Raw genomic sequence first — 23997 nt, 5'->3', positions numbered from 1 at the left:
TTTGCCTGACAGCAGTGCTATTTTTACAGCGGCAAATTCTCCTGAATCAGCTCATACGCCCCTTTCCAATATACAGGAATCGAATAGACCACCTCTGCCACACAGTCGGCTTCCTGCACAAGCTGTGTATTTAACCGTCCCAGCCGTGTGATATAATCCGTTGTCGTATTGTCGTACAGACAGCCGTCTGAAAAAATTTCATTCGTTACAATCACAAGATGACGGCACTGTCTGTAAAGCTGTATACAGTCTGAAAATACAGCATCGGGTGTTCCGCCCTCTTCAAAACATTCATTTGCCATAAGATTTGAAAGACATTCTAACAGTACCACCGGCTTCTCATTTTGCGCTGCGTGTGACACAGCTTCTGTCTGCACTTTATCAAATGCCTTGCTGACATTTTGGTACTGTTCTATCGTTTCAAAGCCTTTTCCCTGCCGCAGTGCATGATGACGGCGGATTCTTTGTGCGCCCTCTGCACCGTAGGGCTGCATGGTTGCAATATAATATTTTTTTGCACTGCCCGCAAGTTCACAGCAGATTTTTTCCGCATATTCGGATTTGCCGCTCCCACTGGTACCTGTAATTAAAATTAACATTTTTTATAATCCTCATAAGCTTCAATCTGTATATCTTCAAATGTCGTGTTTTCCCGGTATACGCGCATTGCCATATCTAACAGCGGAAACAGCATGACCGCGCCTGTTCCCTCGCCCAATGCAAGCTCCGCAAAGAGAACGGCTTCTTTTTCAAGGGCTTTTAACAATGCTTTCATCGCCGGTTCTTTTCCCTGATGAGATGCAATGATAAAATCCCGTGCCGCCGGAAAAACAGACACGGCAATCAGCGCGGCAACCGCCGATATAACACCGTCAACAATCACCGGTATCCGGTAAACCGCACCGCCCAGAAAGACACCGACAAGACCTGCAATGTCCAGCCCGCCGATTTGCTGTAACAGACAGAGCGGATTTTCTTTGTATTTTGTATACAAGTGTTGTGCCTCTGCAATGACTTCTGTCTTTCTTTTCAATCCCGCATTGTCCAGCCCCGCACCGCGTCCCGTGACTTCCTGCGGGTTTAAATCCAGTAAAATACAGGCAAGTGCTGTGCTTGTGGTCGTATTTCCGATACCCATTTCGCCGGTTGCAAGTAATTGGTATCCCTGCTCTTTGCACGATTTTACCACGTTCATTCCTGTGTAAACTGCCTGTGTGAGCTGCTCCTCTGACATCGCAGGCTCTTTTAAGAAATTTTTTGTTCCCGCCATAATCCGGCGGTTTAAAAGTCCCGGATAGGAATTGACATCTGTTCCGTCCGGCAGGCAGTCTGCGGCAATGCCGATATTTACCGGAATCACTTCTGCATAGGCATAATCCGCCATTTTACAGACGCTTGAAATGCCGTCTGCCATGTTACAGCTTACCACTGCCGTCACTTCCTGCCCGGTCTGTGTGACCCCTTCTTCCACAATGCCGTTATCCGCGCACATGACAATCACCGCACGCTTGTCAATCGCTACATTGGGTGTGTTTTGTATCCCTGCAATCTGTGTAATGAGCTGCTCCATTTTTCCAAGTCCGTACAGCGGCTTGGCAATGCTGTTCCAATGCTTCTGCGCCTGTTTAACGGCATTTTTATCCAGTCCGCCTGCCTCTGCCAGTTCCGGGAAAATTCTATAAATATCGTTTTTTTCTTCCATGCCATAAGATATGGCATGAACATCTTTTATGTTATTTTCATGATACATCTCGCAGGCTTTTAAAAAACGCTTTGCCGCCGCTTCATTTCCGTAAAAATAAATGTGCGGGAATCCCGCATAAAGCGTATCCGTTCCATAACCGCCGGATTCCGCAGTGTTATCCGAAGCCTTTGTAATCTCATAATCCGCACCGATATTATCACTGTTCCAGTAGTGAAATTCATGCGCGCGAATCGTTTCGCCCTTTGCCGCAAGCATTGTGTCCTTTTGCGCCGTGAGTGTCATATAGCCAAAGCGGCAGAGCTTTCCTGTCCCAAATCCGTTTCCCGCAATCACGCCGCACATCGGAAAACGTTCTTTTTCCGGTGTTTCCAGTGTTTCATGCAGATATAAAAATCCGCCACATTCCGCAATACACGGCAGTCCGCCCAGTATCTGCTCTTTAATTTCACTTTTCAGTGTTTCATTTTCGGACAAAGCTTTTGTATGTAATTCAGGATATCCGCCATAAAGCAGTAATCCGTCTATTTTCTCCGGTAGTTTTTTATCGGACAGCGGACTAAAAAACACCAATTCACACCCGTTTGCCCGCAGATACTCTAAATTATCTTCATATAAAAAGCAGAAAGCGGCGTCTTTTGCCACAGCTATGCGGAGTTTATTTCCTGCCGTATCCTGTAAACCCGTGCTTTCCGGCTTGTCCAATGCCGTTACCGGCTCTTTTTCCTTTTCCTCTGCTTCTCTGATATCTTCGTTTTCTTTCAGCGGCACTGCGGTTTCTGCCAGCGCAAGGATTCCCTCTAAATCAAGGCTTTTTTCCATCTGCGCGGCTATCGTGTCGATTTTTTCTTTAAAATGCACGACTTCATCTGCTGTAACCAGCCCCAGATGACGGCTTTCCAATGCTCCACCCTTTTTATACGGCAGAAAGCCCAGCGGAATCAGTCCCAGTTCCTGTGCCGCTTTTTTTGCCTGCGGATAGAGTTTTTCCGACATCTGATTAAAGATAACTCCGCGTATCTGCGAATTTTCCTGAAATGTCGTAAATCCCTTTAACACTGCCCCGACAGAATTGCTGATACCACGGCAGTTTACAATTAAAATCACCGGTGTATCCGTTATCTGCGCAATTTCAAAAGAACTCCCCTTTGTACTGAAACCCGCGCCGTCATAATAGCCCATAACACCTTCAATCACTGCGATGTCACTGCTTTTTTCTTTCTTTGCAAGCAGTGTGCGAATCGTTGTTTTATCACAAAACCAGCTGTCTAAATTGCCGGTACGCATTTTTAACACACGCGAATGAAACATCGCATCTATATAATCCGGACCGCATTTTAAGGCAGACGGTGTCCGTCCTAAATCTTTTATGCACCGGCATAATCCGCAGACAATCGTTGTCTTTCCACTCCCGCTTCCGGTTCCCGCAATCATTATCCGGCTCATCTGACACTGCTCCCTTCTATTATAAATACAGGATTATTGGCAGACAGCATATGATACTGTCCCCTTTTTTTAACTTCCGTCACAGCAATCTGTACAATCTGTGGCGTATCAAATCCGTTCTGCTCCAACAGCCGTACCGCTTCCTGTACCGTTTCTAATGTAACTGCCGTTATTACAATGCGTACATGCGGATTCTTCTTTAAAATGATTTTAAAAATGTCTTCAAGTTCTCCGCCGCTTCCGCCGACAAATACCGCGTCCGGCGCAGGCAGTTCTTCCAGTACACCGGCGGCACTGCCATGCACCACCTGTATGTTATCCAGTCCGAATTTATGCGCATTCTGCGCAATCAGACTGCACCCTTCTTCTGTCCTTTCAACTGCATAAACGCACCCGTATAAAGCCTGCATTGCAAGTTCCACGGTGACAGAGCCGGTTCCTGCACCGATATCATAAATACAGGCGTTCTTTGCAGGTGCTATGCGGCTCACCACGCTTGCGCGGATTTCCCGCTTTGTCATCGGCACACTGCCGCGGATAAAGCAGTCGTCCGGCAGTCCGGTTCCTGTAAATGCTCCCGGCTTCGGGTTATGTACTGCCATAACCGACAGCCCTGCCGCCTGATATGCCGTTAATTCTTTTGCACTTCCGTGCATAATTTTTTCATTCTGATAAGAAAGATTTTCACCAATCCAGACATGGACATTTCCCAAGCCTGTCTCTGCAATGCGGGTGCAGATTTCCGCGGTATTTCCCTGTGTCAGAAAAAAAGTGTACTCATTTTGCATAATCACCGGAAGATACGGCTGTTTCTTTCCATGCAGGCTGACAAACTGCGCCTGCTCCCATGCCACACCGATTTTTGCCGCAAAATATATTACAGAGGAAATGCCCGGCAGAATCCGGTACGCATATTTTCCGTTTAACTGCTCAACCAGTTTTTTCGTCCCACTGTAAAATCCGGTATCTCCCGACATCAGCACCGTAAAATGCTCCCCGTCTTCATTTTCAACTGCCCGCAGAATCTCTGCCGCCGTCACCGCTTTAACCGTTCTTTGATCTGTATACGGCGCAATCAGGCGTTCTGAACCGATTAAAACGTCTGCCTGTTTTACTGCCCGGCAGACCTCCTGTGTCATGCAGCCTGCACTGCCCGGCCCCATTCCGGCTATTGTTACCTGTTTCATGTTCTTCTCCATTATCACATCTATAAGCGGCAAAATTCATTTACACACTTATGTCATTAATTTTTTTAGTTCCGCTTCTGCCTCGGACAGATTTTTCCCGTCTTCCTGCTTTGGTCTTTTAATCACGATAACATCCGTTCCTGTCTGTTCTGCGGCAGATATTTTTTCTTCAAACCCGCCGCTTTTGCCGGATTGCTTTGTGACAAGTACGCCGATACCTGACTGTTTTATCAATGCAACATTTAATTCCTGTGAAAACGGTCCCTGCATTGCAATTAAATGTGCCGGCAGAAATCCCGTATCAACCGCCTTCTGAAGCATTTCAGGACTGGGAAGCAGTCTTAAATAGGCACGGTTCTGATAATCCTGTATCTTTGTGTAATCCGGTAAATGCTTGCTTCCTGTTGTCAGCAGAATATTCTTTTCAAGATACGGCTTGTCATTTAACAAATCCACCGCTTCACGCATACTGTCTGCCACGCGGATATGCGCCTTTGCACTGCCGGTTACATTTTCCGTCATATCCGTATTTTCCCGCAGTATCCGCATATAGGGAACTCCTGCTGTCTGACAGGCTTCTTTGATATTTTTTGTCACCTCATCTGCATATGGATGTGTTGCATCAAGCACACACACCGGGCGAATCTGCGTAAGCTGACTGTAAATCTGCTTCATGTCCAGCCGTCCGGCATGAATATGAAGATTCGGTGCCTGCGGAAGAATTTCCCTGCCGTATTCTGTTGCCACAAAAACCTCTGCCTGCCATTTATTCTGCACAAAACATTCACAGAGCCGGTGTCCCTCGGTCGTTCCGGCAAACAGGACAATTTTTTTCATGCTCATCGTACCTGATACCCTCTCGGTGTTACCATTTTCCCGCCAATCACCTTTGTCCGGCTGTTTCCGATATAGACAGTCGTAAACATATCTGCTTCAAATTCTGCCAATTCTTTTAAAGAAAGAACGCCCGTTTCCTGTCCGTCCCGTCCGATATTTTTTACATAACCGCAGACCGTATCCGGTGACTGTGCTTTTTCTACAATTTCACAGGCCTTCTTTAAATAGCCTGCCCTGCGGCGGCTTGACGGATTGTACAGGCAGATAACCAAGTCTGCTTCTGCCGCCGCCAGAAGGCGCTTTTCAATGAGTTCCCACGGTGTCATGCAGTCACTTAAACTAATCACCGCAAAGTCGTGGGATAACGGCGCGCCAAGACATGCCGCACCGCTGTTTGCCGCCGTCACACCGGATATTACCTGAATCTGCACGGATTCTTCTGCCAGTTCATAAACCAGACTCGCCATGCCGTATACACCGCTGTCCCCACTGCACACCAGCACCGTTTCTTTTCCCTCTTTTGCCCTGTCGATGGCATACTGACAGCGTTCCCGCTCCTGCATCATATTGGTTGAATAATACTGTTTATCCGGAAAATACTGTTTTAATAATTCCACATAAGTCCGAAATCCCACCACCAGTTCCGAATCCTGTATTGCCCTGACTGCTTCCAGTGTCATATTTTCCTTTGAACCGCTTCCAAATCCTACTATTTTAAGCATCTTACTCCTCATTTCTTTTTATTTTATAAACCGCGACCGTGATGCCGTCACAGGCGGTTTTTGCCACTATTTTTTCTCCGCCCCCGGAAGCCGCACAGGCACTCCGCTCGCAGACATTATCCACACCCATCTGCCCCTTTACAAAAGACGATGCCGTAAATGTACCCGCCTGCTGTTCTAATTCCTGTGCCGCATACGTCCGGTACGGCACTTTCATCTGTTTTGCAAAATCGATAATTCCTTGTTCCTGCGCCTTTCTGTCGATAGATGCAATCACACCGATTCGCTCTGTCAGCAGGTGATTCTGCGCAAATGTCGTATAAACCGCCTGCGCAATCTCTTTTAAACTTTTTCCTTTTTTACAGCCGATTCCGACTGCCAGATTCATCGGCACCAGTTTTATAGTCCGTAAAAATACTTCTTTTTCATGCACCTCTGTTATAATCTGGATTCCGCTTTCAAATTCTCCGTTTTCATTTTTAGTAACCTGTATCTGCCCCGGATACTGCTTTTCCGCCTGTTCTAACAGGTCTATATATTCATCATTTCCTGTCATTCCAACCGGTTCATGATTTAAAATGCGCCCCGAAATGTCCTGAATCATTACAGGATTTACAATGCGCAGCCTGTGTTTTCCTGCAAATAAATCCACCGCAAACATACCGCGTGTATCGGTTGCCGTTGTAATGACCGGTGCCGCGCCAAGCCGTTCTGCCAATGTACTGCACCACTCATTTGCCCCGCCGATATGCCCTGAAAGCAGTGAAATCAGAAATTTTCCGTCCTCATCTGCCACCAGCACCGCCGGGTCTGTCGTCTTGCTTTTCAAATAAGGTGCTATCACACGCACGGCAATCGCCGCCGCCCCGATAAATAAAATCCTGTCACACTGATAAAACTGCTCCTTTATCACTTCGCCGACCGAATAAAAGGAATGAATTGTGCCGTCTGAACTGTCCGCTCTATCTGCGCTGTCAGTACTGCCCGCCCTGTCAACACTATCCCCGGTATCCATACATCGCTCATGTCCGTAGATTTCTACCGTTCCTTCTGTGTTTTGTGCCGCTTTTTTTGCAAGCTGTAAGCCCGGCTGTGTAAATGCAATGATGATTGTTCTCATTTGCGGTACTCCGTCTGGAATTCCGGGTCATACAGCTTGGAAAAAGCATATTGTTCCCCTAAAAAGTCACCGACTAGCACCAGTGCAGTCTTTGTAATCCCCGCTTCCCGTGCTTTTTGTTCAAGTTCCTTTATCGTTGTTTTTATACATTGCTGTTCTGCCCAGCTTGCCTTGTATACAATCGCACACGGCGTATCCGGTGTATACGCTCCCTCACACAACTGTTCCTGCAATTCTTTTAAATGTCCCGCACTTAAAAAAACAGCCATGGAAGCGCCGTGCTGTGCCAAAAGCGAAAGCTTTTCTTTTTCCGGCACCGGTGTTCTTCCTTCCATTCTCGTAAGAATGACCGTCTGGGATACTTCCGGTACGGTATATTCACAATTTAGCGCCGCCGCCGCCGCTAAAAAGCTGCTGACGCCCGGACAGATTTCACACCGGATTCCGTGTGTGGCAAGCACTTCAATCTGTTCGCGGATTGCACCGTAAATTGACGGATCGCCCGTGTGCAGACGGACAACCTTTTTCCCTTCCTGCTCTGCCTTTACAATCACATCAATGACTTCGTCCAGATTCATATAAGCACTGTTATAAATTTCACATTCTTTTTTTGCATATTCCAATAATTCTTCATTGACCAGTGAGCCTGCATAGATAATGACATCGGCTTCCTGTAATGCACGCATGCCGCGCACCGTAATCAGGTCTTTTGCCCCCGGTCCCGCTCCGATAATTTTAACCATATATTTATTCCTCGTTTCCTATCTGCCATGCAGAATCCTTATTTTTCACTGCTTACATCTGCCGTGATTTTTAAAAGCAGTTCGTCTGCCTGTTCTGTTTTTCCAAGCAGTCCGTATTCATTAGAAAAAACAACTGCACCTATCTGCATATTGTCACCGCCTCTTTTTTGCAGGCAGGCATCAATCCGTAACATAAGCTGTTCCATTGTCTTTCCGAGTATCTTTTCATTTTTTAAAAGCTCCAGTGCAGCATCGGTCGTCACACAGTCTAAAATATTGCGCACTGTTTCAATACCCGCGCCTGCCCGAACGGCACACGCTGCCAGTATTTCCATGCGGCCGTCCGCCATTTTGGAATGGGTATTCATAATGCCCGCGCCCAGCTTGACCAGTTTTCCGATATGACCGACAAAAAGCATTCCTTTTGCCCCAAGTTCACAGCCCATATCAATCGTATCCCCGATAAAATTACTGCATTTAATACTTCTTTTTAATTCAATTTTTAATGTTTCATGTAAAAAATCCTGTCCATAATTACCCGGTGTTATCAAAAGAGTCTGTTCCCCGTCTGCCAGGTGCATTTTCATCTCTGTACGGATTGTGTCAATCAGCGCCTGCTCACTCATCGGCTCTACAATGCCGCTTGTTCCAAGAATAGATATGCCGCCTGTAATACCAAGCTGCGGGTTAAATGTTTTTTTTGCGATTTCCACCCCCTGCGGCGCAGAAATCACCGCCTGCAATCCGCCCTCATAGCCAAATGCTTCTGCCGTTTCCTTTAATGCCGCCTCAATCATCTTTAGCGGCACCGGATTAATCGCCGCCGCCCCGACCGGACGTGCAAGCCCCTTTTTTGTAATCCGCCCGATACCCACACCGCCGTCAACGATTATCTGCGGTTTTACTGCGGCTGTATCAGACCGCTCTGATTCTGTATCGCATTTTTTTACAGTCATGTCCATGCTTTTATTCATATTACTATTATTATGAATATAGGAAACCTCGGCAAATATCAGGATTTTGTTGGTAATATCCGGGTCATCGCCGCTGTCTTTCTGCACGGCACAGGATACGGCATGTGCCTTCATCTGAATCTCACAGACCGGCAGTGTCAGCGTAATGTCTGACGGCGTTCTTACGGAAACTTCCGTCACTTTCCTGCCGGATAAAAGCATCTGTGCCGCCGCTTTTGCCGCGGCAGCCGCACATGTGCCTGTTGTATAACCGCACCGCATTTTTTTCTGATTTTTATACACATACCGTTCTAACATCTGCGCCATTCTTTATCGTCCTCTGCCGCCATGTAAAACAGGGCATTTACAATCGCCGCCGCCACATTACTGCCGCCTTTTCTTCCTCTTGCCACAATATAGGGCAACGTGCTGTCTATGATTTCTTCCTTTGCTTCAACGACATTTACAAAACCCACCGGCACGCCGATAACCAGTGACGGTGTAAATATGCCCTTATCTGAAAGTTCCCGTATTTTCATCAGTGCCGTCGGCGCATTGCCGACTACCATAATACAGCCCGGATTCTGCTTTGCCGCTTTTTCCACGCTGACTGCCGCGCGGGTAATTTCACGCGCCGCCGCTTCCTTTGCCACCGCTTCATCTGCCATATAGCAGTGCAGTGAAATGCCAAACCGCTCCGCCATTTTATGGCTGATACCCGCGCCTGCCATATTGGTGTCCGTCACAATGTCCGTTCCTTTTTGAATGGCTTCCAGCGCCTTGTCTACAACGCCCTCGGAAAATACCATATTCGTTTCATACGAAAAATCCGCAGTTGTATGAATCACTCTTTTGACAATCGGCTTATACTGCGGCGGTATCTGTGTCGTCAGTTCCTTTTCGATGATTGCAAAGGATTGTTTCTCAATTTCCATTGGTTTCATGCCTGCACCTCTCCTTATCCAGCATTGATTTTACTGCAAAAGACAATTTCTTAACGTTTCACTGTCAGGACAGAAAAGCACCTGTTTTTTGTGTGCCTTTGCATACTCCGGCAGTTCTTTTACTCTTTCATTCATCTGTCCTGTCGGACACCCTGTATCAATCACAATATCTGCTTCATCAATCGCACGGCACGCCGCCGTAAATGCTTCTTCCCCGACCGGCTCAAACATTTTTTCCGTAATCACCTGTGCCGCCAGTGCCTGTGCGACCGGGTAGTCGCAGTCATTTTCATATAAAATGCCGGCAGTAAACGCCAATCCCATACGCTGTAATTCGCGGTATGTAAAAATGCCTGTTCCCGCGCCGCCCGCAACAAAAATACGCGGTGTGCCTTCGGGCTTTTTTAATTCCGTACTGCCATACAAACAATTATACGTCCCCTGCTGTAATCCGTAAAGAGTGCTGATACGGCTGTCCGTAAAAATCTGCTCCGGTCTTCCGAATTCAATCGTTCCGTTTCCGCCAACACACATCACATAATCTGCGATTTTTGCCGCCAGTTCAATTTCATGCAGTGACACAATGACCGTCACCTTATCCTTGACTGCCATTTCCAGCAAAATGTCGAGCAATTCTATTTTGTGACGGATATCCAGAAATGATGTCGGCTCGTCCAGTACAATAATTTCCGGCTTCTGACAGACCGCCCTCGCAAGCATAATCCGCTGGCGCTGTCCATCACTAATCTGTGAAAAATCTTTTTCCGCAATGTCCATGGCGGACACCTTTTCCAGCGATTCTGTCACGATTTGTTCGTCTTCTTTCGTCAGCTTTCCGAAATAATTCGTATACGGATACCGTCCCATTGCAACGACATCACGGCATGTCATCATTTCCGTCTTGATTTTCTCCGTCAGTACAACAGACATCGTTTTTGCGTATTGTTTGCTTGTGAAATCCTTCACATTCTTTCCTTTAATATAAATACCGCCGGATATCGGCTGCATTTCCCGGATAATATTTTTTAAAATCGTGGACTTTCCCGCACCGTTTGGTCCAATCAGTACAAGAATTTCTCCTTTTTTGACCTTGAGTGCAATGTCTTTTAACAGTGCCTTCCCATGATAGCCCACACTTAAATCCTGTGTTTCTATATATACCTGTTCCATGCTTTTCTCCTTTTACTTCTGCCGCTTCACCATCAGCCAGATAACGACCGGTGCGCCAAACACTGCCGTAACCGTTCCGATTGCCAGTTCTGACGGCGAAAAGATTGTTCTTGCAATCAAATCACAGAACATACAGAATACGGCGCCGCACAAAAAGATTGCAGGAATCGTAACCACCGGCTTTGTCGTTTTTAAAGACAGTCTTGTAATATGCGGAACGGCAATGCCGACAAAGGAAATCGGTCCCGCAAGTGCCGTTACGCAGGCTGACAAAAGACTGGACAGCAAAATGATACAGACCCTGAAAAAACGGATACGAATCCCCATGCTCTGTGCATAGCCCTCTCCCAGCAGATACGCGCTAATCGGCTTTGAAAATAAAAAGGTGACAACTGCCGTCGGAAATACCACTGCCGCCGCAAGCTTTACGGTGCTCCATGAACTGCCCGAAAAACTGCCCATTGCCCAATGTGTCAGATTGGCGATATCCGAATCATTTGCAAATGTAATACACAAATCCGTAATTGCCGAACAAATATAGCTAATCATAATTCCCACGACTAAAAGCATAGACATACTTTTCACGCGGTTTGCAAAAAGCAGGACATAAAGCATGGCAAGAAGCGAACCGACAAATGCGGCCGCAACCTGCGCCCACAACGGCATACCGGACATATATTTCAGCAGAAAAATCATCGTGATTGCAACAAACATCTTTGCACCGGACGAAATACCAAGCACAAACGGTCCTGCAATCGGATTTCTGAAAAATGTCTGCAATAAAAATCCGGACAACGACAATGCCCCGCCTAAAATTGCCGCCATACACAGACGCGGCAGACGGATTTTCCAGATAATATTGTATTCCGGTGTTCCCATATCACCATGCAGAAAAATAATGCGAAAAATTCGTGCCGGAGATATATGAACATTTCCTGTATTGATATTAAAAATCACTGCCAGTACAAATAAAACCACAAGTAAAATGTATACAACCTGACAGCGGATTATTTTTTTTATCTGCATTTTTTCTCCATTCCAGTTGCTCTATCCGCAAAAGTGCCACACCAAATTAAAATGATGTGGCACTTTTTTACAGACAGATTTTCTGTTTTACTGTAACTTCTTTAAATATGTAAGTTCTGTTGTATTCGCATCAGCATTCAGCATTAAGTTGATGTCGTTAATCATGCTTCCGATTGTATCTGCAATCTGGAAGAAATCCGGTGTTGTACACCATACATTTCCGTCCTTAACAGCCTTCATATCTGAAAGCACACTGTTATAACCTGTAAAATCACTGAGTGTAGACGGCTTTCCGCCTAAACTCCAGATATAAATCACATAGTCTGCATCTTTCGCTTTTTCATAAAAGCTTTCGATATTCATTTCCTGTGTACCGGTCTTATCTGTATTTAAGTCAGAGAAAATGTACTCTCCACCTGCCATATTGACCATCTGTGTAAGGTAATCTCCTGCATTTCTGACATAGAGCTTGCCCTTTGAAGTAATATAGAATACCGCAACGGATTTTCCGGTCTTTTCAGCCTTTGAAAGTGTATCTACATAAGCCGCCTGTGTATTATACATGGTTGTGGCAGCATCTTCTTCATTGCAGAGTGCCGCATAGAATTTTGCCCATTCTACACGTCCGAGCGGATTTTCTTCATAGGTAGACTGGTCTAAAATGTAATTAATCCCCAGTTCCTTTAATTTTTCTGCTACATCCGGTTTGCCGGTTAGCATGGTTGAATATATAGCAAGTGTAGGTGCGCCTGCAATAATTGTTTCATAATCCGGTGCTTTGTAGTCGCCTACGTAAGTAAGCTTTCCGTCATCAAATGCTTTCTTTACGCCGTCAATGTACCATGAATCCTTATCATAAGTTACCTGGCTGATATTAGAAAGACAGTTGCTTGCATTCATCAGGGATGTTACCGGTGTTGAAGATACGAGCAGATTTGTAACCGGTGTCTTTAATACCAGTGTATCCGCATCTAATCCTGATGGCGTGGACATTCCTTCCGGAACGAGCAAAATCTTAGACTGCTTTGCCACAATCGCAGTATCTTCATCTCTGTTGGTAATAGTCAGCAGCTTATAACCGCCCTTGTAATACTCTACAGAAAACAGCTTTGCATACTGTAATTCCATTGCATGGTCAAATACAAGCTGTCCGTCATAGCTGCTTTCGCTATTCGTCTGGCTTGTCGTGTTACCGGTTCCGCAGCCGCCCATTGTAAACGTTGCCGCAAGCAGCGTAAACACAAGCATGAGTGCAAGAAATCTTTTTTTCTTCATTTTGTTTTCTCCTTTTCTTTTTCATGAAGTGTTTTGATGATTCCGATATGATCGCAGAAAAGGAGCAGACCTGTCTGTCTGCATAAAAATCAATAGTCTGTTGTTCTCGCAACGACTATTTTAACTCTGCCTGTAAACCGGTCTTCTGACTCACAGATTAACAGCAATACCCGCCTTCCCGGATTCGGTCAGCTAAAAGTAGCCTCCTCCAGTGGCATTATGGATACCGCCTCCCTGTACACAGCAGCGGAACTGTTCAAGAATTTCACTTGATTCCCTGAAATGTAAGCCTGCGCGTTTTCACAAATCTGTTTTCTGCACAGTTTCATTTCGTTTACAGTGATTATTTCGTTATCATCTGGATTTTATCCAGAGTTTATTATTCCATAGAATTGATAGAATTGCAAGAAATTTCATTTGTAATTTCATTTGCAATTCAAAATGTTCCATACAGGGTCTGCCGGATTTTTTCCATATCATATTCCGGCGCCGCCGCTGCTACTGCATCGTAAAGCGGCTGTATTACAGAGACTTCTTCTTCAAGTCCGGAGGCTATTAGCTCTGCTGACTTGCCCTTTTTGACTTTTTTATTATCATTGGTAACAGCACCGATGCCTGTCCCTCCTGAAAGCCTTCCTCACGGACGACTTTCATATGTCCTTCTTCATCGTATTCATATATACTCACGTCTATCACCTCTTCCCTTACTTCATCTTCTCCGACAAAAACCGCACAACCTTTTCATAGTTTTCCGGCTGGTGCGGGAAAGTACAATACGTGCAGTCTTTAATTTTCTTTCCGCTTTCACGTACGATAAAGTGCGGATTGCCCGGACAGTCTTCGTACTGATTTAACGGACAGTAACAAAAGAGGCAGTTAAAATCTGTCTCTTTTTCCACTTTATGACACGGAAAGTATTTACATTTTTCATTTTTAAAATAACGGTAACTGTTTTCCATGCGCTCTCCTCTATAATAATCCTCATTCCTGAGCAAAAACAAATTGCTGTGTATCGTCATAATCATTTCTGCGGTCATCAATCCCTTTTACGGGATTCATGTAAAACAGCCCGCTCCCTACATTTTATAATAAGAACGGATTGGTTCACAACCTACGGAGAGTAGATATGCGGTAACACAGAGCAACTATTAATTTTGCTTTTTAAGATACCTTTTTAGTAGGAACGCACAAAAATAAGGAAATGTATAAATATTGTTTTCAAAACCAATATTGCTGTCCCCCAGCTTGATTCCATAGTGAATATCACTGTAATTTTTATTTGAAATGAGCTGATTCAAAGACTTCGAACTGTTTTTATTGGCTTTTACTTCCACCGGAATCAGCACATCCTTTGTCCGCACGAAGAAATCTTCTTCCAGCGTTGCATTTTCTTTCTTATAATAATATAAGCCAAGACCTTGTTTTAAAAATGCTTCTGCCACAAAATTTTCATACAATGCCCCTTTATAAATTCCAAGATTTTTGTTTGCCCTCAAATCATCCTGTGCTTCTTCATCTAACGTTGAGATTAACAAACCTGTATCCGGATAATACAGCTTAAATTTATTTTCATCGTAATTTCCTTTGAGTGGAAGTTCCGGAAAATGAAGGCAGTAACAAATGGATATTACCCCGGCATCTTTAAGCCAGTCGATACAGCCTGTATATTCTCTGCTTCTTGCATTTTTTCCCAATTTATTGTACTGGAACTTTTTATTTTCCTTTGCAAGCTGAACCGGAATATTCCGGTAAACACTTGCTATTTTCGTCTGTTCTAAACCCTGTGCATATTTTCGTATATCTTCTTCATAATCCAGCCGTATCTGATTCTGGATTTCCAGCGTATTTGAAAAACTGTTCGTTTCTATATATTGTCTGACTACCGCCGGCATTCCGCCGAGGATACAATAATCTAAAAACAGCTTTTTGTACACCTCAAACTGTGTCTGACCAAACGGCTTTTGCAAAATCATATGTTTCAGCAAATCCGCAATCTGTGTATCATCATAGCCCTTTGCCCATAAAAATTCTTCAAAATCCATGGAATACATTTCATAATCCGTTTTGTATCCTACACTGTTACTGTGGATTTTCTGATAATGAATTCCAAGCAGTGATCCACTGCATATGACATCATACTTTCCGTCCACCTTAAATGATTTTAAAGAAGTGGCAATATCCGGATACTCCTGAATTTCATCAAAAATCAATAAGGTATCATCCTTTATAAATTTTTTTTTGGTATCCAGCAGTGTAATATTCTTCACAATGCTGTCTGCATCATATCCGTCACTTAATATCGTTTTATATTTCGGTTCAAGCACAAAATTAATATAAACAATATTGCTGTAATATTTTTTTGCAAAATGATTAATAGATTCGGTCTTTCCAATCTGCCTTGCCCCTTTTACAATCAGCGGCAGGCGGTCTTTATTATTTTTCCACTGTACAAGAAATTCATCAATCTTTCTTTTTAAATACATGGCAATCCCTCCTGCCTTATACTATATCACATTTTAAGCGCATTGCCTATGATTTTTTCACGTTTCATGTGCCTGTATTCTGCATTTCTCCACATTTTATAAGCCTATTTCTTATGATTTACCACATTTTATGAGAGCGCTTTTTATATTTCATCACATTTCATGAGTATACATTTTACTTTTCTCCACATTTTCACTTTGTAACGCTATTTCCTATTCTATAATATACCCTATTTCCCCAAATACGCCTCCACGCTCTCCTTCAACCGGCGCAGTCCGTCTTCCACCTGCGTTTTCGGGCAGGCAAGATTCATTCTTAAAAAGCCATCGCCGTTGCGGTATTCCGCGCCGTCACACAGATACAGCCCGCTGTGGCTGCGGATAAATGCGCAGAGGTTGTCTTCTTTTTTTGCAATGCGTGTGCAGTCTATCCATAACAGATACGTTGCTTCCGCCGCTACAACTGAAATCTGCGGAATTTCTTCCTTTATAAATGCTTCCGCTGTCTTTCTGTTTTCCCATAAATATGCACGCAGTTCGTCCAGCCATGCCCCGCCCTTTGTAAATGCCGCTATCGGTGCGGTCAATGCAAATACATTGGGCTCTGCCACTTCATCGGTATTTAATCCGCGGCTGACACGGTGACGAATCGTTTTATCCGGCACAATCACTGCCGCCGTCTGGATTCCCGCAATATTAAATGCTTTTGTCGCCGCAACACATGTAATACTGTTATTTTTACACGTTTCAGATACCGAAGCAAACGGACTATAGTCCTTGCCCGGCTCTGTAATATCGCAGTGGATTTCGTCAGAAAGCACCAGTACATGATGTTTCCAGCATAATTCCCCGATTCTTTTAAGTTCCTCCCTGTCCCAGATTTTTCCGACAGGATTATGCGGATTACACAGCAGCAACAGGGACGTCTGCGGATTTGCAAGTTTTTCCTCTAAATCATCAAAGTCAATCTGATATGCGCCGTTTTCATATTTTAAACGGCTTTCCAGCACATTTCTGCCGTTATTTAATATTGAATTAAAGAAAATGTTGTAAACCGGTGTCATCACCACCACATTTTCCGCAACCGTTGTCATTTTTCTTACAATACTTGAAATTGCCGGAACGACACCCGTTGTAAAAATGAGCCACTCCTTTTCCATTTCAAATCCGTGACGGTCTTTCCACCAGCTCTGATAGGCACTATACCACTCCGGTGTAATGTCCGTGTAGCCAAACACGCCGTGCTCCGCCCGCTTTAAAATAGCTTCTTTTACCGGCGGCGCTGTTTCAAAATCCATGTCGGCAACCCACATCGGCAGTTCATTTTCGGCAACGTCCCACTTTAAACTGCCTGTTCCTCTGCGTTTTACCGGTTTATCAAATAAATTTTCCATTTAAAATTTTTCCCACCTTTCCATTACATTTTCACAAATAATCTGCGTATCCTCCGGCTTTATCTTATCCGGCTCTAAAATCAGTGTTCCGATTGCATCTGCGCGGATTGTACCGCCCTTCGGATTTAAAATGCTGTCCGCTTTTCCCGTAATCTCTGCGTTTACCGTGGAATATTCAAATGCAAGCGTTGTGTGTAACAGTCTGCAATTTTTCAGCACCAGATTTTCAACGTAGCACATTCCCTGAAGGCTCTCAATCGTACAGTTGACAAGTGTCAGATTCTTTGAATTCCAGCCCAGATATTCCCCGGAAATGTAAGAGTCGTACACCGTCACATTTTCACTGTTCCAGAAAGCGTCCTTAGACAGCATTTTGGCATGGTGGATTTCTACATTTTTTGCACCGTCAAAGCAGTAATTTCCCGCCAGTTCAAAATTGTCAATCTGCATATCGGTGCAGTTCATTGCAAAATAATCGCCCTTTGCGCACACCTGATTTAATGTCACGTTACTACAATTCCAAAGCGTTTCCGCGGCATTCGGTAAAAATACGTTGTCTAACTTCAGTTGGTTACACCTGCGGAAATTCTTCGGTGCTTCAATCAGCGCATTTTCGATATGAATGTTGTTGGTATACCACACGCCCGCGCGCGCCATTTCCGCCCATGTACTGTCTTTGACTTCAATATCACTGCTGTACCATAAAGGATATTTCCACTGAAACATACTGTTTTCCATTTCAATCTGATGACATTCCTTTAACGGAGATTCGCCTTCCCCAAATAGAGTATGGTTAATTTGAAGCCCCGATTCCCCAAATAAAGGGCGTTCCCCTGTTAAATATTCCTGATTTATCTGTCTTTGCGGTTTCATACGTTTATCACCTATCCTTTTATTGCATTTTATCCTGTAATATTTCTATGATACCAATGTCCGCCGTAAATATCAAATACCTATTCGCTATATCATGCAATACAACGGCAAATCCGCAAGACCGGATACCCAGCCTTGCGGATTGCATCATTTATATTAGGAAAAGATAGGATTTTACTTATCGTATTCCAGATAAGCCCCTTTCATCGGACTGGCTGCCAGTTCACTAAACAGCCTCAGTACACCTTTCTTGTACTTGCGTTCTTTCGGTTTCCATGCAAGGCGGCGCTGTTTTAATACTTCCTGCACTTCTTCTTCGGTCATTTTCACGCCGTGGATACCGATAATATTTAACTTTCTTGCTTCTACGTCAATTTCAATCAAATCGCCTTCTTCAACGAGGGCAATCGGACCGCCGTCTACAGCTTCCGGACTGCAGTGTCCAATAACAGGACCGGTTGAGGCGCCTGAGAAACGTCCATCTGTAATCAGCGCAATACTCTTTCCAAGTTCTTTATCACTGCTGATTGCCTCGGAGGTATAAAACATTTCCGGCATACCGCTTCCCTTCGGGCCTTCGTAACGGATAAAGACCGCATCGCCTTTCTGTACCTTGTGATGAAGCACTGCGTCCAGACATTCTTCTTCGCTGTCAAATGGTCTGGCTCTTAAAACTGCCTTAAACATTTCCTTCGGACACGCTGTATGCTTAATGACTGCGCCCTCTGGTGCAAGATTTCCTTTTAAGACTGCAATACTGCCCTCCGTGCCGATTGCTTCATCGTACGGACGTATGATATCTTTGCGGGTGATGTTGGTGTTGTACCGTTCGTTAAACTGTGCAAGCCACTTTTCACAGCGCTCATAAAATCCGTTTTTCTTTAAATCTTCCAGATTCTCGCCGAGTGTCTTTCCTGTTACTGTCATAACATCCAAATGCAGATGTTCCTTGATTTCTTCCATAATCGCCGGAACGCCGCCTGCATAGTAAAATGTTTCAGCAGGCCATCTTCCTGCCGGACGGACATCAAGCAGGTAATGCGCGCCGCGGTGCAGTCTGTCAAATGTATCGCCTGTAATTTCTATTCCAAATTCATGTGCCAGTGCCGGAATATGAAGCAGACAGTTTGTACTGCCTGAAATTGCAGCATGCACAAGGATTGCATTTTCAAAGCTTTCCATCGTTACAATATCGGACGGTTTCATATTTTCCATGTAAGCGAGTTTGACTGCCTGTTTTCCGGCTTCTCTTGCATATGCCAGTAAATCCGGACTTGTAGCAGGCATGAGTGCGCTTCCCGGAAGGGCAAGCCCAAGTGCTTCTGCCATAATCTGCATTGTAGAAGCCGTTCCGATAAAGGAACATGCACCGCAGCTTGGACAAGCATTGCATTTTGCCCAGTCTAATTTTTCTTCGTCAATCTCACCGCGCTGATATTTTGCGCTGTACATACCGAGCTGCTCTAAAGTCAGCATTTCCGGTCCTGCATTCATCGTACCGCCCGGAACAACTACGGATGGAATGTTGACACGCGCAAGTCCCATAAGGTTGCCCGGCATACCCTTGTCACAGCTTGCCAGATAAACACCGGCATCAGATACGGTTGCGTTGCCCTGAATTTCAATCATGTTGGCAATCATTTCACGGCTTGCAAGACTGAAATTAATGCCGTCTGTACCCTGGCTTTCGCCGTCACAGATATCTGTTACATAATATCTTGCACCGAATCCGCCGGCTTGTGCAACACCTTTTCGTACTTCTTCTACTAAAATGTTTAAATGACCGCTTCCCGGATGACTGTCACCATACGTACTTTCTATAAATATCTGTGGTTTTGATAAATCTTCACGCTTCCAGCCCGTTCCGATTCTTAACGGATCCAGCTCCGGTGCAAGTTTTCTCATTTCCTGACTTTTTAATTCCATAATAATCCTCTTTTCTGAGCAACTTGTTGCAAAGATGCGATGAGAAATTCGCGCAGGCGATTTCTCATCTGCAATCAGGGATATTTGTTTTTGCTCAGAAACAAATATCCCTGTGAAAAATCAGCACCTCAGTGTGATTTTTCACAATAATCCTCTTTTCTGCAGGCATTTTAATGTCAAAGTAATCGCAAACTGAATTTATTCAATTCTGCGATACAAACAGATTTGTAATGCCTGCGGCACAAATCTGTCGTGCATGGCGTTTTTCCGCTTAAAGCCAAACCGCCATCGCTAGTTTTTACACATTATACAAAGAATGAAATCAACAGTGCTACTAAAAATCCTGTTCCGCCAACGAGTGTTTCCATAATGGTCCATGTCTTTAATGTCGTTTTTTCATCAAGTCCGACTAATGAACGTACCAGCCAGAAACCGGAATCGTTAAAGTGGGAGCAGACCGTTGCGCCACCGGCTACTGCTGCGGTAATGCAGGCAAGATAAAGCGGTGAAAGTGTCGCAATTTCCGGCATTGCAGCAATAATGCCTGCTGCCATAGTCATAGCTACGGTAGAAGAACCTACGCAGATTCTTACGAGTGCGGCAACAATAAATGCTACCACAACTAACGGAAGTGCGGCTGATGAAACGGCATTTCCGATAACATCGCCCAGTCCTGAATACTGAAGCATATATCTTAATACACCGCCGCAGGCTGTTACTAAAAGAATCAGACCTGTCGGCTCTAAAGATTTTGTGAGTATCTTTTCAAGTTCTGCCAGTGTGTAACCGTGTCTTGTTCCAAGGAAATACATCGCAACCAGTGTTGCAATCAGCAGTGCCACAAACGGCTCGCCTAAAAATCCCAGAATGCCTGCCACGGGTGTCAAAAATCCCACTACACCTGCAAGAGAATCTAAAATAATCAGTACCAGTGGAATCAGAATAATGGTTACAACCAGTCCAAAGCTCGGAAGCTTTGATTCATCAATATCTTCCTGCTGCTGAATGTGCTCCGGTACTTCAACCATGTATTTCTTTCCACAGATAGACCCCCATACCGGTCCGGCTACAATCATTGCTACCGTACCACAGGCAATACCAATAAGGATAACCCAGCCAAGGTCAACGCCCAACATCGTTGCAACCAGTACAGGTCCCGGTGTCGGTGGAATAAATGCATGTCCTACGGCAAGTCCTGCCAATAACGGAATAACATAATAAAGTGTGGAACGTTTTGTTCTTTTTGCCAGCGAAAATGCCAGTGGAATCAGAATAATCAGTCCTGCATCAAAGAATACCGGCATTGCAATAACCAGTCCTGTAATACCCAGCGCCCATGCCGCTTTTTTATCGCCAAACCTGTTGACCATTGTAACGGCAAGTGTCTGTGCGCCGCCCGATGTTTCAAGAATTGCACCGAACATGCTTCCTAAACCTACTAACAGGGCTATCCCCTTTAATGTGTTACCGATACCGTCATTGACTGCCGTAACAATCTGTGAAAACGGCATTCCTGCAATCAGACCGATTGTAATTGCGCCAATCAGAATTGACAGCATTGCATGAATCTTAAATTTGATAATGAGAACGAGCAATAAAATCATTCCCACTACCGCCGCGAGAATCAATCTTGTTGTTTGGTCCATAATACCCTCCATTTCCGCGGAAGCCGTATTCCGTAAAACATCATACCTTTTCCGCCTGTTTGAAACTTTCATTTTAATTAGTAATGCATTGCGTTGTGTAAAACAACGAATAACATTCATAAGACGTCTGATGTATTTGTTGATTTTATTCTATATTTTGTTTGTACAAATGTCAATACCTCCGATGTATTTATTTTATTTTCGTTTTTTGTACTAAAAAAAGACGGATTAACCGTTGTAATCCGTCTTTTTTTTGTGATTTTTGCACAACTATTCATTTTATAATTCCATATTTTAACATTGCCTGCATAAATTGTCTGATGTTTTTTACAAATTTTTCCTCTCGTTTTCCCTGCTGTTTACCAACCGATTTATTGTTTTTATTATTCTTTATTATCGTCTGTTTTATTGCCTGCTTTGCGCTCCTGCATCATTTTCACCAACATCTGCCGGTTATAGGTCAGGTGCATAATCATGGCACATTTTGCGCCGACTGAATCGCCCTGCACAATTGCTTCCGTAACCGCCCTGTGTGTCTGGATTGTCTCTTCCATCAGCTTGTGATAGGTCAGATTGACGAATGTAATAATCGCCGTGTGAATTGTCGGCATCAGTGACTCTACCACACTGTTACCACTTGCCTTTGCAATCGCCGCATGAAATGCCTGATCTTTTTTTGTATGATTTTTTCCGGCACGATAGAAATTCTCCACCTCATCACACAGCCGCACAATTTCTTCTTTATCCTGCTCTGTCGCTTTCTGGGCGGCGAGCGCAGCAATCTCCGGTTCCAGCATTAAGCGGACTTCAAACAGCTCCAGTGCCAGCTTATACTTATCTTCATATTTAGAAAAACCCAGTGGATCATTTTCCAGTGTATCTGTTCCGATAACATACGTTCCCGAACCCTGCCGCACCTCTAAAATGCCCTTGGATACCAGACTTTTTACTGTTTCACGGATTGTGCTTCTCCCTACACCGTACATTTCTGCCAGTTCATATTCATTCGGGATTTTTTCCCCAATCGGAACCGGCTTATTTAAAATATCGTCCATTAATGCATCTTCTACCTGTGAAGCCAGCAGTTTTTTATTCATTTTATCAAATCCGTTCATCGTATAACCTGTCCTTTTATTTCTGTTTGCAAATATCTATGTCTGTTTTCTGATATTTATAAGCATACAACCGGCTGCCAATCCATGTCAATATTAGAACTCCAAAAAAGCAGTACAGTTATTATCCATGCGTGAATCCATCAGATTGCCCCCACTACCTGCCCAATCCGTTCTCTCATATCCAGAAATACTTCCGCAATGTCAGGGTCAAAATCCTGTCCGCTGCCCTTTTCAATAATCTCAAAGCACTGTTCTAACGGCATCGCATCCCTGTAACATCTTTTGGCGGAAACCGCATCAAATACATCTGCTACCGACATAATCCTTGCACATAACGGAATATCCTCTCCGGCCATCCCCTGCGGATACCCTTTTCCATTCCATTTTTCATGATGATACCTTGCAACCTCATATGCCATTTTTTCATATTCACCGTCACCGATATGTCCAAACGTTTCTTTTATGATTTCTCCGCCTTTTTCCGTATGCGTTCTCATAATGGCAAATTCTTCATCTGTGAGCCTGCCCGGTTTTTGTAAAATAGCATCCGGTATGGCAATCTTTCCAACATCGTGCATTGGCGCGGCTATGGTAAGATTTTCTATGTAATCCTGTGTCAGCTGTTCTTTATACATTCCCCTTTTCTGCAGTTCTTCTGCCAGAAGCTTTACATATGTCGTTGTTCTGCGGATATGCCCTCCTGTACTGCCATCCCTGTTTTCCACCAATGTTGCAAAGCCCATGACCATTTCACGGTTGTGCGCCTGCAGCTTTGTGAACAGCGGATTTTCAACATTCAGATAAGAACCGATAATGACAAATGTCGGCACCAGACAGGATATGAGCGATTCAGGATAAATCATCTGATAAATCGTCACCACATTTGCCGCCGCAATACAGGTCGTCAGCGTAATCAGCTTATGATGTCCCATATTTCTCCAGCCTTTTACCAGAAGAATGACCGTTCCCAGCATATAAACAGCGACCATAATAAAACAGGTATACGCAGAAATTCCCATGGAATAATTGGTAATTCTGCCGGAACGGTACTCCAGCTGTGGCATAAACAGAATCACTACTGCAATGCATATTGCCAGCGGCAGTATGATTAATGTCTTTATTTTTCTGCTTTTTGGCACTCCTCTTGTTATATCGTACATATATAAAAATATTACAAATGACAGTGTATCCAGTCCGCACAAAAAGCAGGCATGAAGCACAGCATTGACAAGCCCAGGCACTTTATCAAGATAATTTACGGTATATGCCGTTGCCCCGTCAAATACAATGCTTAGGATTCCCGTAATCAAAAGCAGTTCAAATACCGGCTCTTTCTGCTTTACTTTATATTCATACTTCTCACGGATATAAATAAATGCCACGTAAAGCACGATCAGCATACATCCGATTTGTAACTTAAAATACTGCATCTGTT

Annotated in this window: 21 protein-coding genes and 1 riboswitch; all 21 genes read right to left on the bottom strand. The window is 44.3% G+C overall.

Annotated elements, in window-relative coordinates; translation table 11 throughout:
- Positions 1-23: 23 nt before the first annotated feature.
- The 21 genes from WMO37_RS06090 to WMO37_RS05990 all read right to left on the bottom strand — a co-directional run bounded on the left by WMO37_RS06090 (position 24) and on the right by WMO37_RS05990 (position 23992).
- Entirely contained in the window at positions 24-599 is a 576-nt protein-coding gene (locus WMO37_RS06090) for a bifunctional adenosylcobinamide kinase/adenosylcobinamide-phosphate guanylyltransferase (protein ID WP_349154577.1), read from the bottom strand.
- Positions 593-3148 carry a cobyrinic acid a,c-diamide synthase CobB gene (locus tag WMO37_RS06085; RefSeq protein WP_349154576.1) on the bottom strand — a complete coding sequence of 852 codons (2556 nt, stop codon included), beginning with the start codon at positions 3146-3148 and terminating at the stop codon, positions 593-595. Before WMO37_RS06085 ends, WMO37_RS06090 begins: the two co-directional genes overlap by 7 nt.
- On the bottom strand, positions 3145-4335 hold the full coding sequence (gene cbiE, locus WMO37_RS06080; protein WP_349154575.1) for a precorrin-6y C5,15-methyltransferase (decarboxylating) subunit CbiE: 1191 nt from the start codon (positions 4333-4335) through the stop codon (positions 3145-3147). The genes WMO37_RS06085 and cbiE overlap by 4 nt, the downstream gene beginning before the upstream one ends.
- 48 nt (positions 4336-4383) lie before the next feature.
- Positions 4384-5178 (bottom strand): precorrin-6A reductase, encoded by a 795-nt coding sequence (gene cobK / locus WMO37_RS06075; protein ID WP_349154574.1) that lies wholly within the window; start codon positions 5176-5178, stop codon positions 4384-4386.
- Complete coding sequence (cobJ, locus tag WMO37_RS06070; RefSeq protein ID WP_022431544.1) at positions 5175-5894, bottom strand: precorrin-3B C(17)-methyltransferase; 720 nt, start codon at positions 5892-5894, stop codon at positions 5175-5177. The genes cobK and cobJ overlap by 4 nt, the downstream gene beginning before the upstream one ends.
- Before the next feature lies 1 nt (position 5895).
- Entirely contained in the window at positions 5896-7014 is a 1119-nt protein-coding gene (locus WMO37_RS06065) for a cobalt-precorrin 5A hydrolase (RefSeq protein WP_349154573.1), read from the bottom strand.
- Positions 7011-7757, bottom strand: coding sequence for a precorrin-4 C(11)-methyltransferase (cobM, locus tag WMO37_RS06060; protein WP_349154572.1), 747 nt, complete (start codon positions 7755-7757; stop codon positions 7011-7013). Before cobM ends, WMO37_RS06065 begins: the two co-directional genes overlap by 4 nt.
- 38 nt (positions 7758-7795) lie before the next feature.
- Positions 7796-9028, bottom strand: coding sequence for a cobalt-precorrin-5B (C(1))-methyltransferase CbiD (gene cbiD, locus WMO37_RS06055; RefSeq protein ID WP_436970268.1), 1233 nt, complete (start codon positions 9026-9028; stop codon positions 7796-7798).
- On the bottom strand, positions 9022-9654 hold the full coding sequence (locus tag WMO37_RS06050) for a precorrin-8X methylmutase (protein WP_349154570.1): 633 nt from the start codon (positions 9652-9654) through the stop codon (positions 9022-9024). Before WMO37_RS06050 ends, cbiD begins: the two co-directional genes overlap by 7 nt.
- Positions 9655-9684: 30 nt before the next feature.
- The gene (locus WMO37_RS06045) at positions 9685-10824 is read right to left on the bottom strand and encodes an ABC transporter ATP-binding protein (protein ID WP_349154569.1); all 1140 of its coding nucleotides are present in this window, start codon (positions 10822-10824) and stop codon (positions 9685-9687) included.
- A 12-nt stretch (positions 10825-10836) separates the two neighbouring features.
- Positions 10837-11850 carry a FecCD family ABC transporter permease gene (locus WMO37_RS06040; RefSeq protein WP_349154568.1) on the bottom strand — a complete coding sequence of 338 codons (1014 nt, stop codon included), beginning with the start codon at positions 11848-11850 and terminating at the stop codon, positions 10837-10839.
- A gap of 87 nt (positions 11851-11937) precedes the next feature.
- Positions 11938-13125 (bottom strand): ABC transporter substrate-binding protein, encoded by a 1188-nt coding sequence (locus WMO37_RS06035; protein WP_227090202.1) that lies wholly within the window; start codon positions 13123-13125, stop codon positions 11938-11940.
- Positions 13126-13243: 118 nt separating this feature from the next.
- Positions 13244-13442: riboswitch (cobalamin riboswitch) on the bottom strand.
- A 238-nt stretch (positions 13443-13680) separates the two neighbouring features.
- Positions 13681-13812 (bottom strand): hypothetical protein, encoded by a 132-nt coding sequence (locus tag WMO37_RS06030; RefSeq protein ID WP_349154567.1) that lies wholly within the window; start codon positions 13810-13812, stop codon positions 13681-13683.
- Between the two features lie 17 nt (positions 13813-13829).
- Positions 13830-14084, bottom strand: coding sequence for a cysteine-rich small domain-containing protein (locus WMO37_RS06025; RefSeq protein WP_349154566.1), 255 nt, complete (start codon positions 14082-14084; stop codon positions 13830-13832).
- 189 nt (positions 14085-14273) lie between these two features.
- The gene (locus tag WMO37_RS06020; protein ID WP_349154565.1) at positions 14274-15608 is read right to left on the bottom strand and encodes an ATP-binding protein; all 1335 of its coding nucleotides are present in this window, start codon (positions 15606-15608) and stop codon (positions 14274-14276) included.
- 230 nt (positions 15609-15838) lie between these two features.
- Positions 15839-17002 carry a MalY/PatB family protein gene (locus tag WMO37_RS06015; RefSeq protein WP_349154564.1) on the bottom strand — a complete coding sequence of 388 codons (1164 nt, stop codon included), beginning with the start codon at positions 17000-17002 and terminating at the stop codon, positions 15839-15841.
- A complete protein-coding gene (locus WMO37_RS06010; protein WP_349154563.1) occupies positions 17003-17875 on the bottom strand; it encodes a DUF3737 family protein in 873 nt (290 codons plus the stop codon).
- Between the two features lie 174 nt (positions 17876-18049).
- Positions 18050-19801, bottom strand: a complete 1752-nt coding sequence (gene ilvD, locus WMO37_RS06005) for a dihydroxy-acid dehydratase (protein ID WP_022431443.1) — start codon at positions 19799-19801, stop codon at positions 18050-18052.
- A gap of 305 nt (positions 19802-20106) precedes the next feature.
- Entirely contained in the window at positions 20107-21447 is a 1341-nt protein-coding gene (locus WMO37_RS06000; protein WP_227090183.1) for a GntP family permease, read from the bottom strand.
- Between the two features lie 383 nt (positions 21448-21830).
- Positions 21831-22562, bottom strand: coding sequence for a FadR/GntR family transcriptional regulator (locus WMO37_RS05995; protein ID WP_022431441.1), 732 nt, complete (start codon positions 22560-22562; stop codon positions 21831-21833).
- 140 nt (positions 22563-22702) lie between these two features.
- Positions 22703-23992, bottom strand: coding sequence for an HD-GYP domain-containing protein (locus WMO37_RS05990; RefSeq protein WP_349154562.1), 1290 nt, complete (start codon positions 23990-23992; stop codon positions 22703-22705).
- Positions 23993-23997 lie beyond the last annotated feature (5 nt).

This window comes from Lachnospira intestinalis, from assembly GCF_040095895.1.
In the GTDB taxonomy this organism is placed as follows: domain Bacteria; phylum Bacillota; class Clostridia; order Lachnospirales; family Lachnospiraceae; genus Lachnospira; species Lachnospira intestinalis.
The sequence above is the reverse complement of the archived record's forward strand: the minus strand, read 5'-3'. Positions and strand labels throughout refer to the sequence as shown.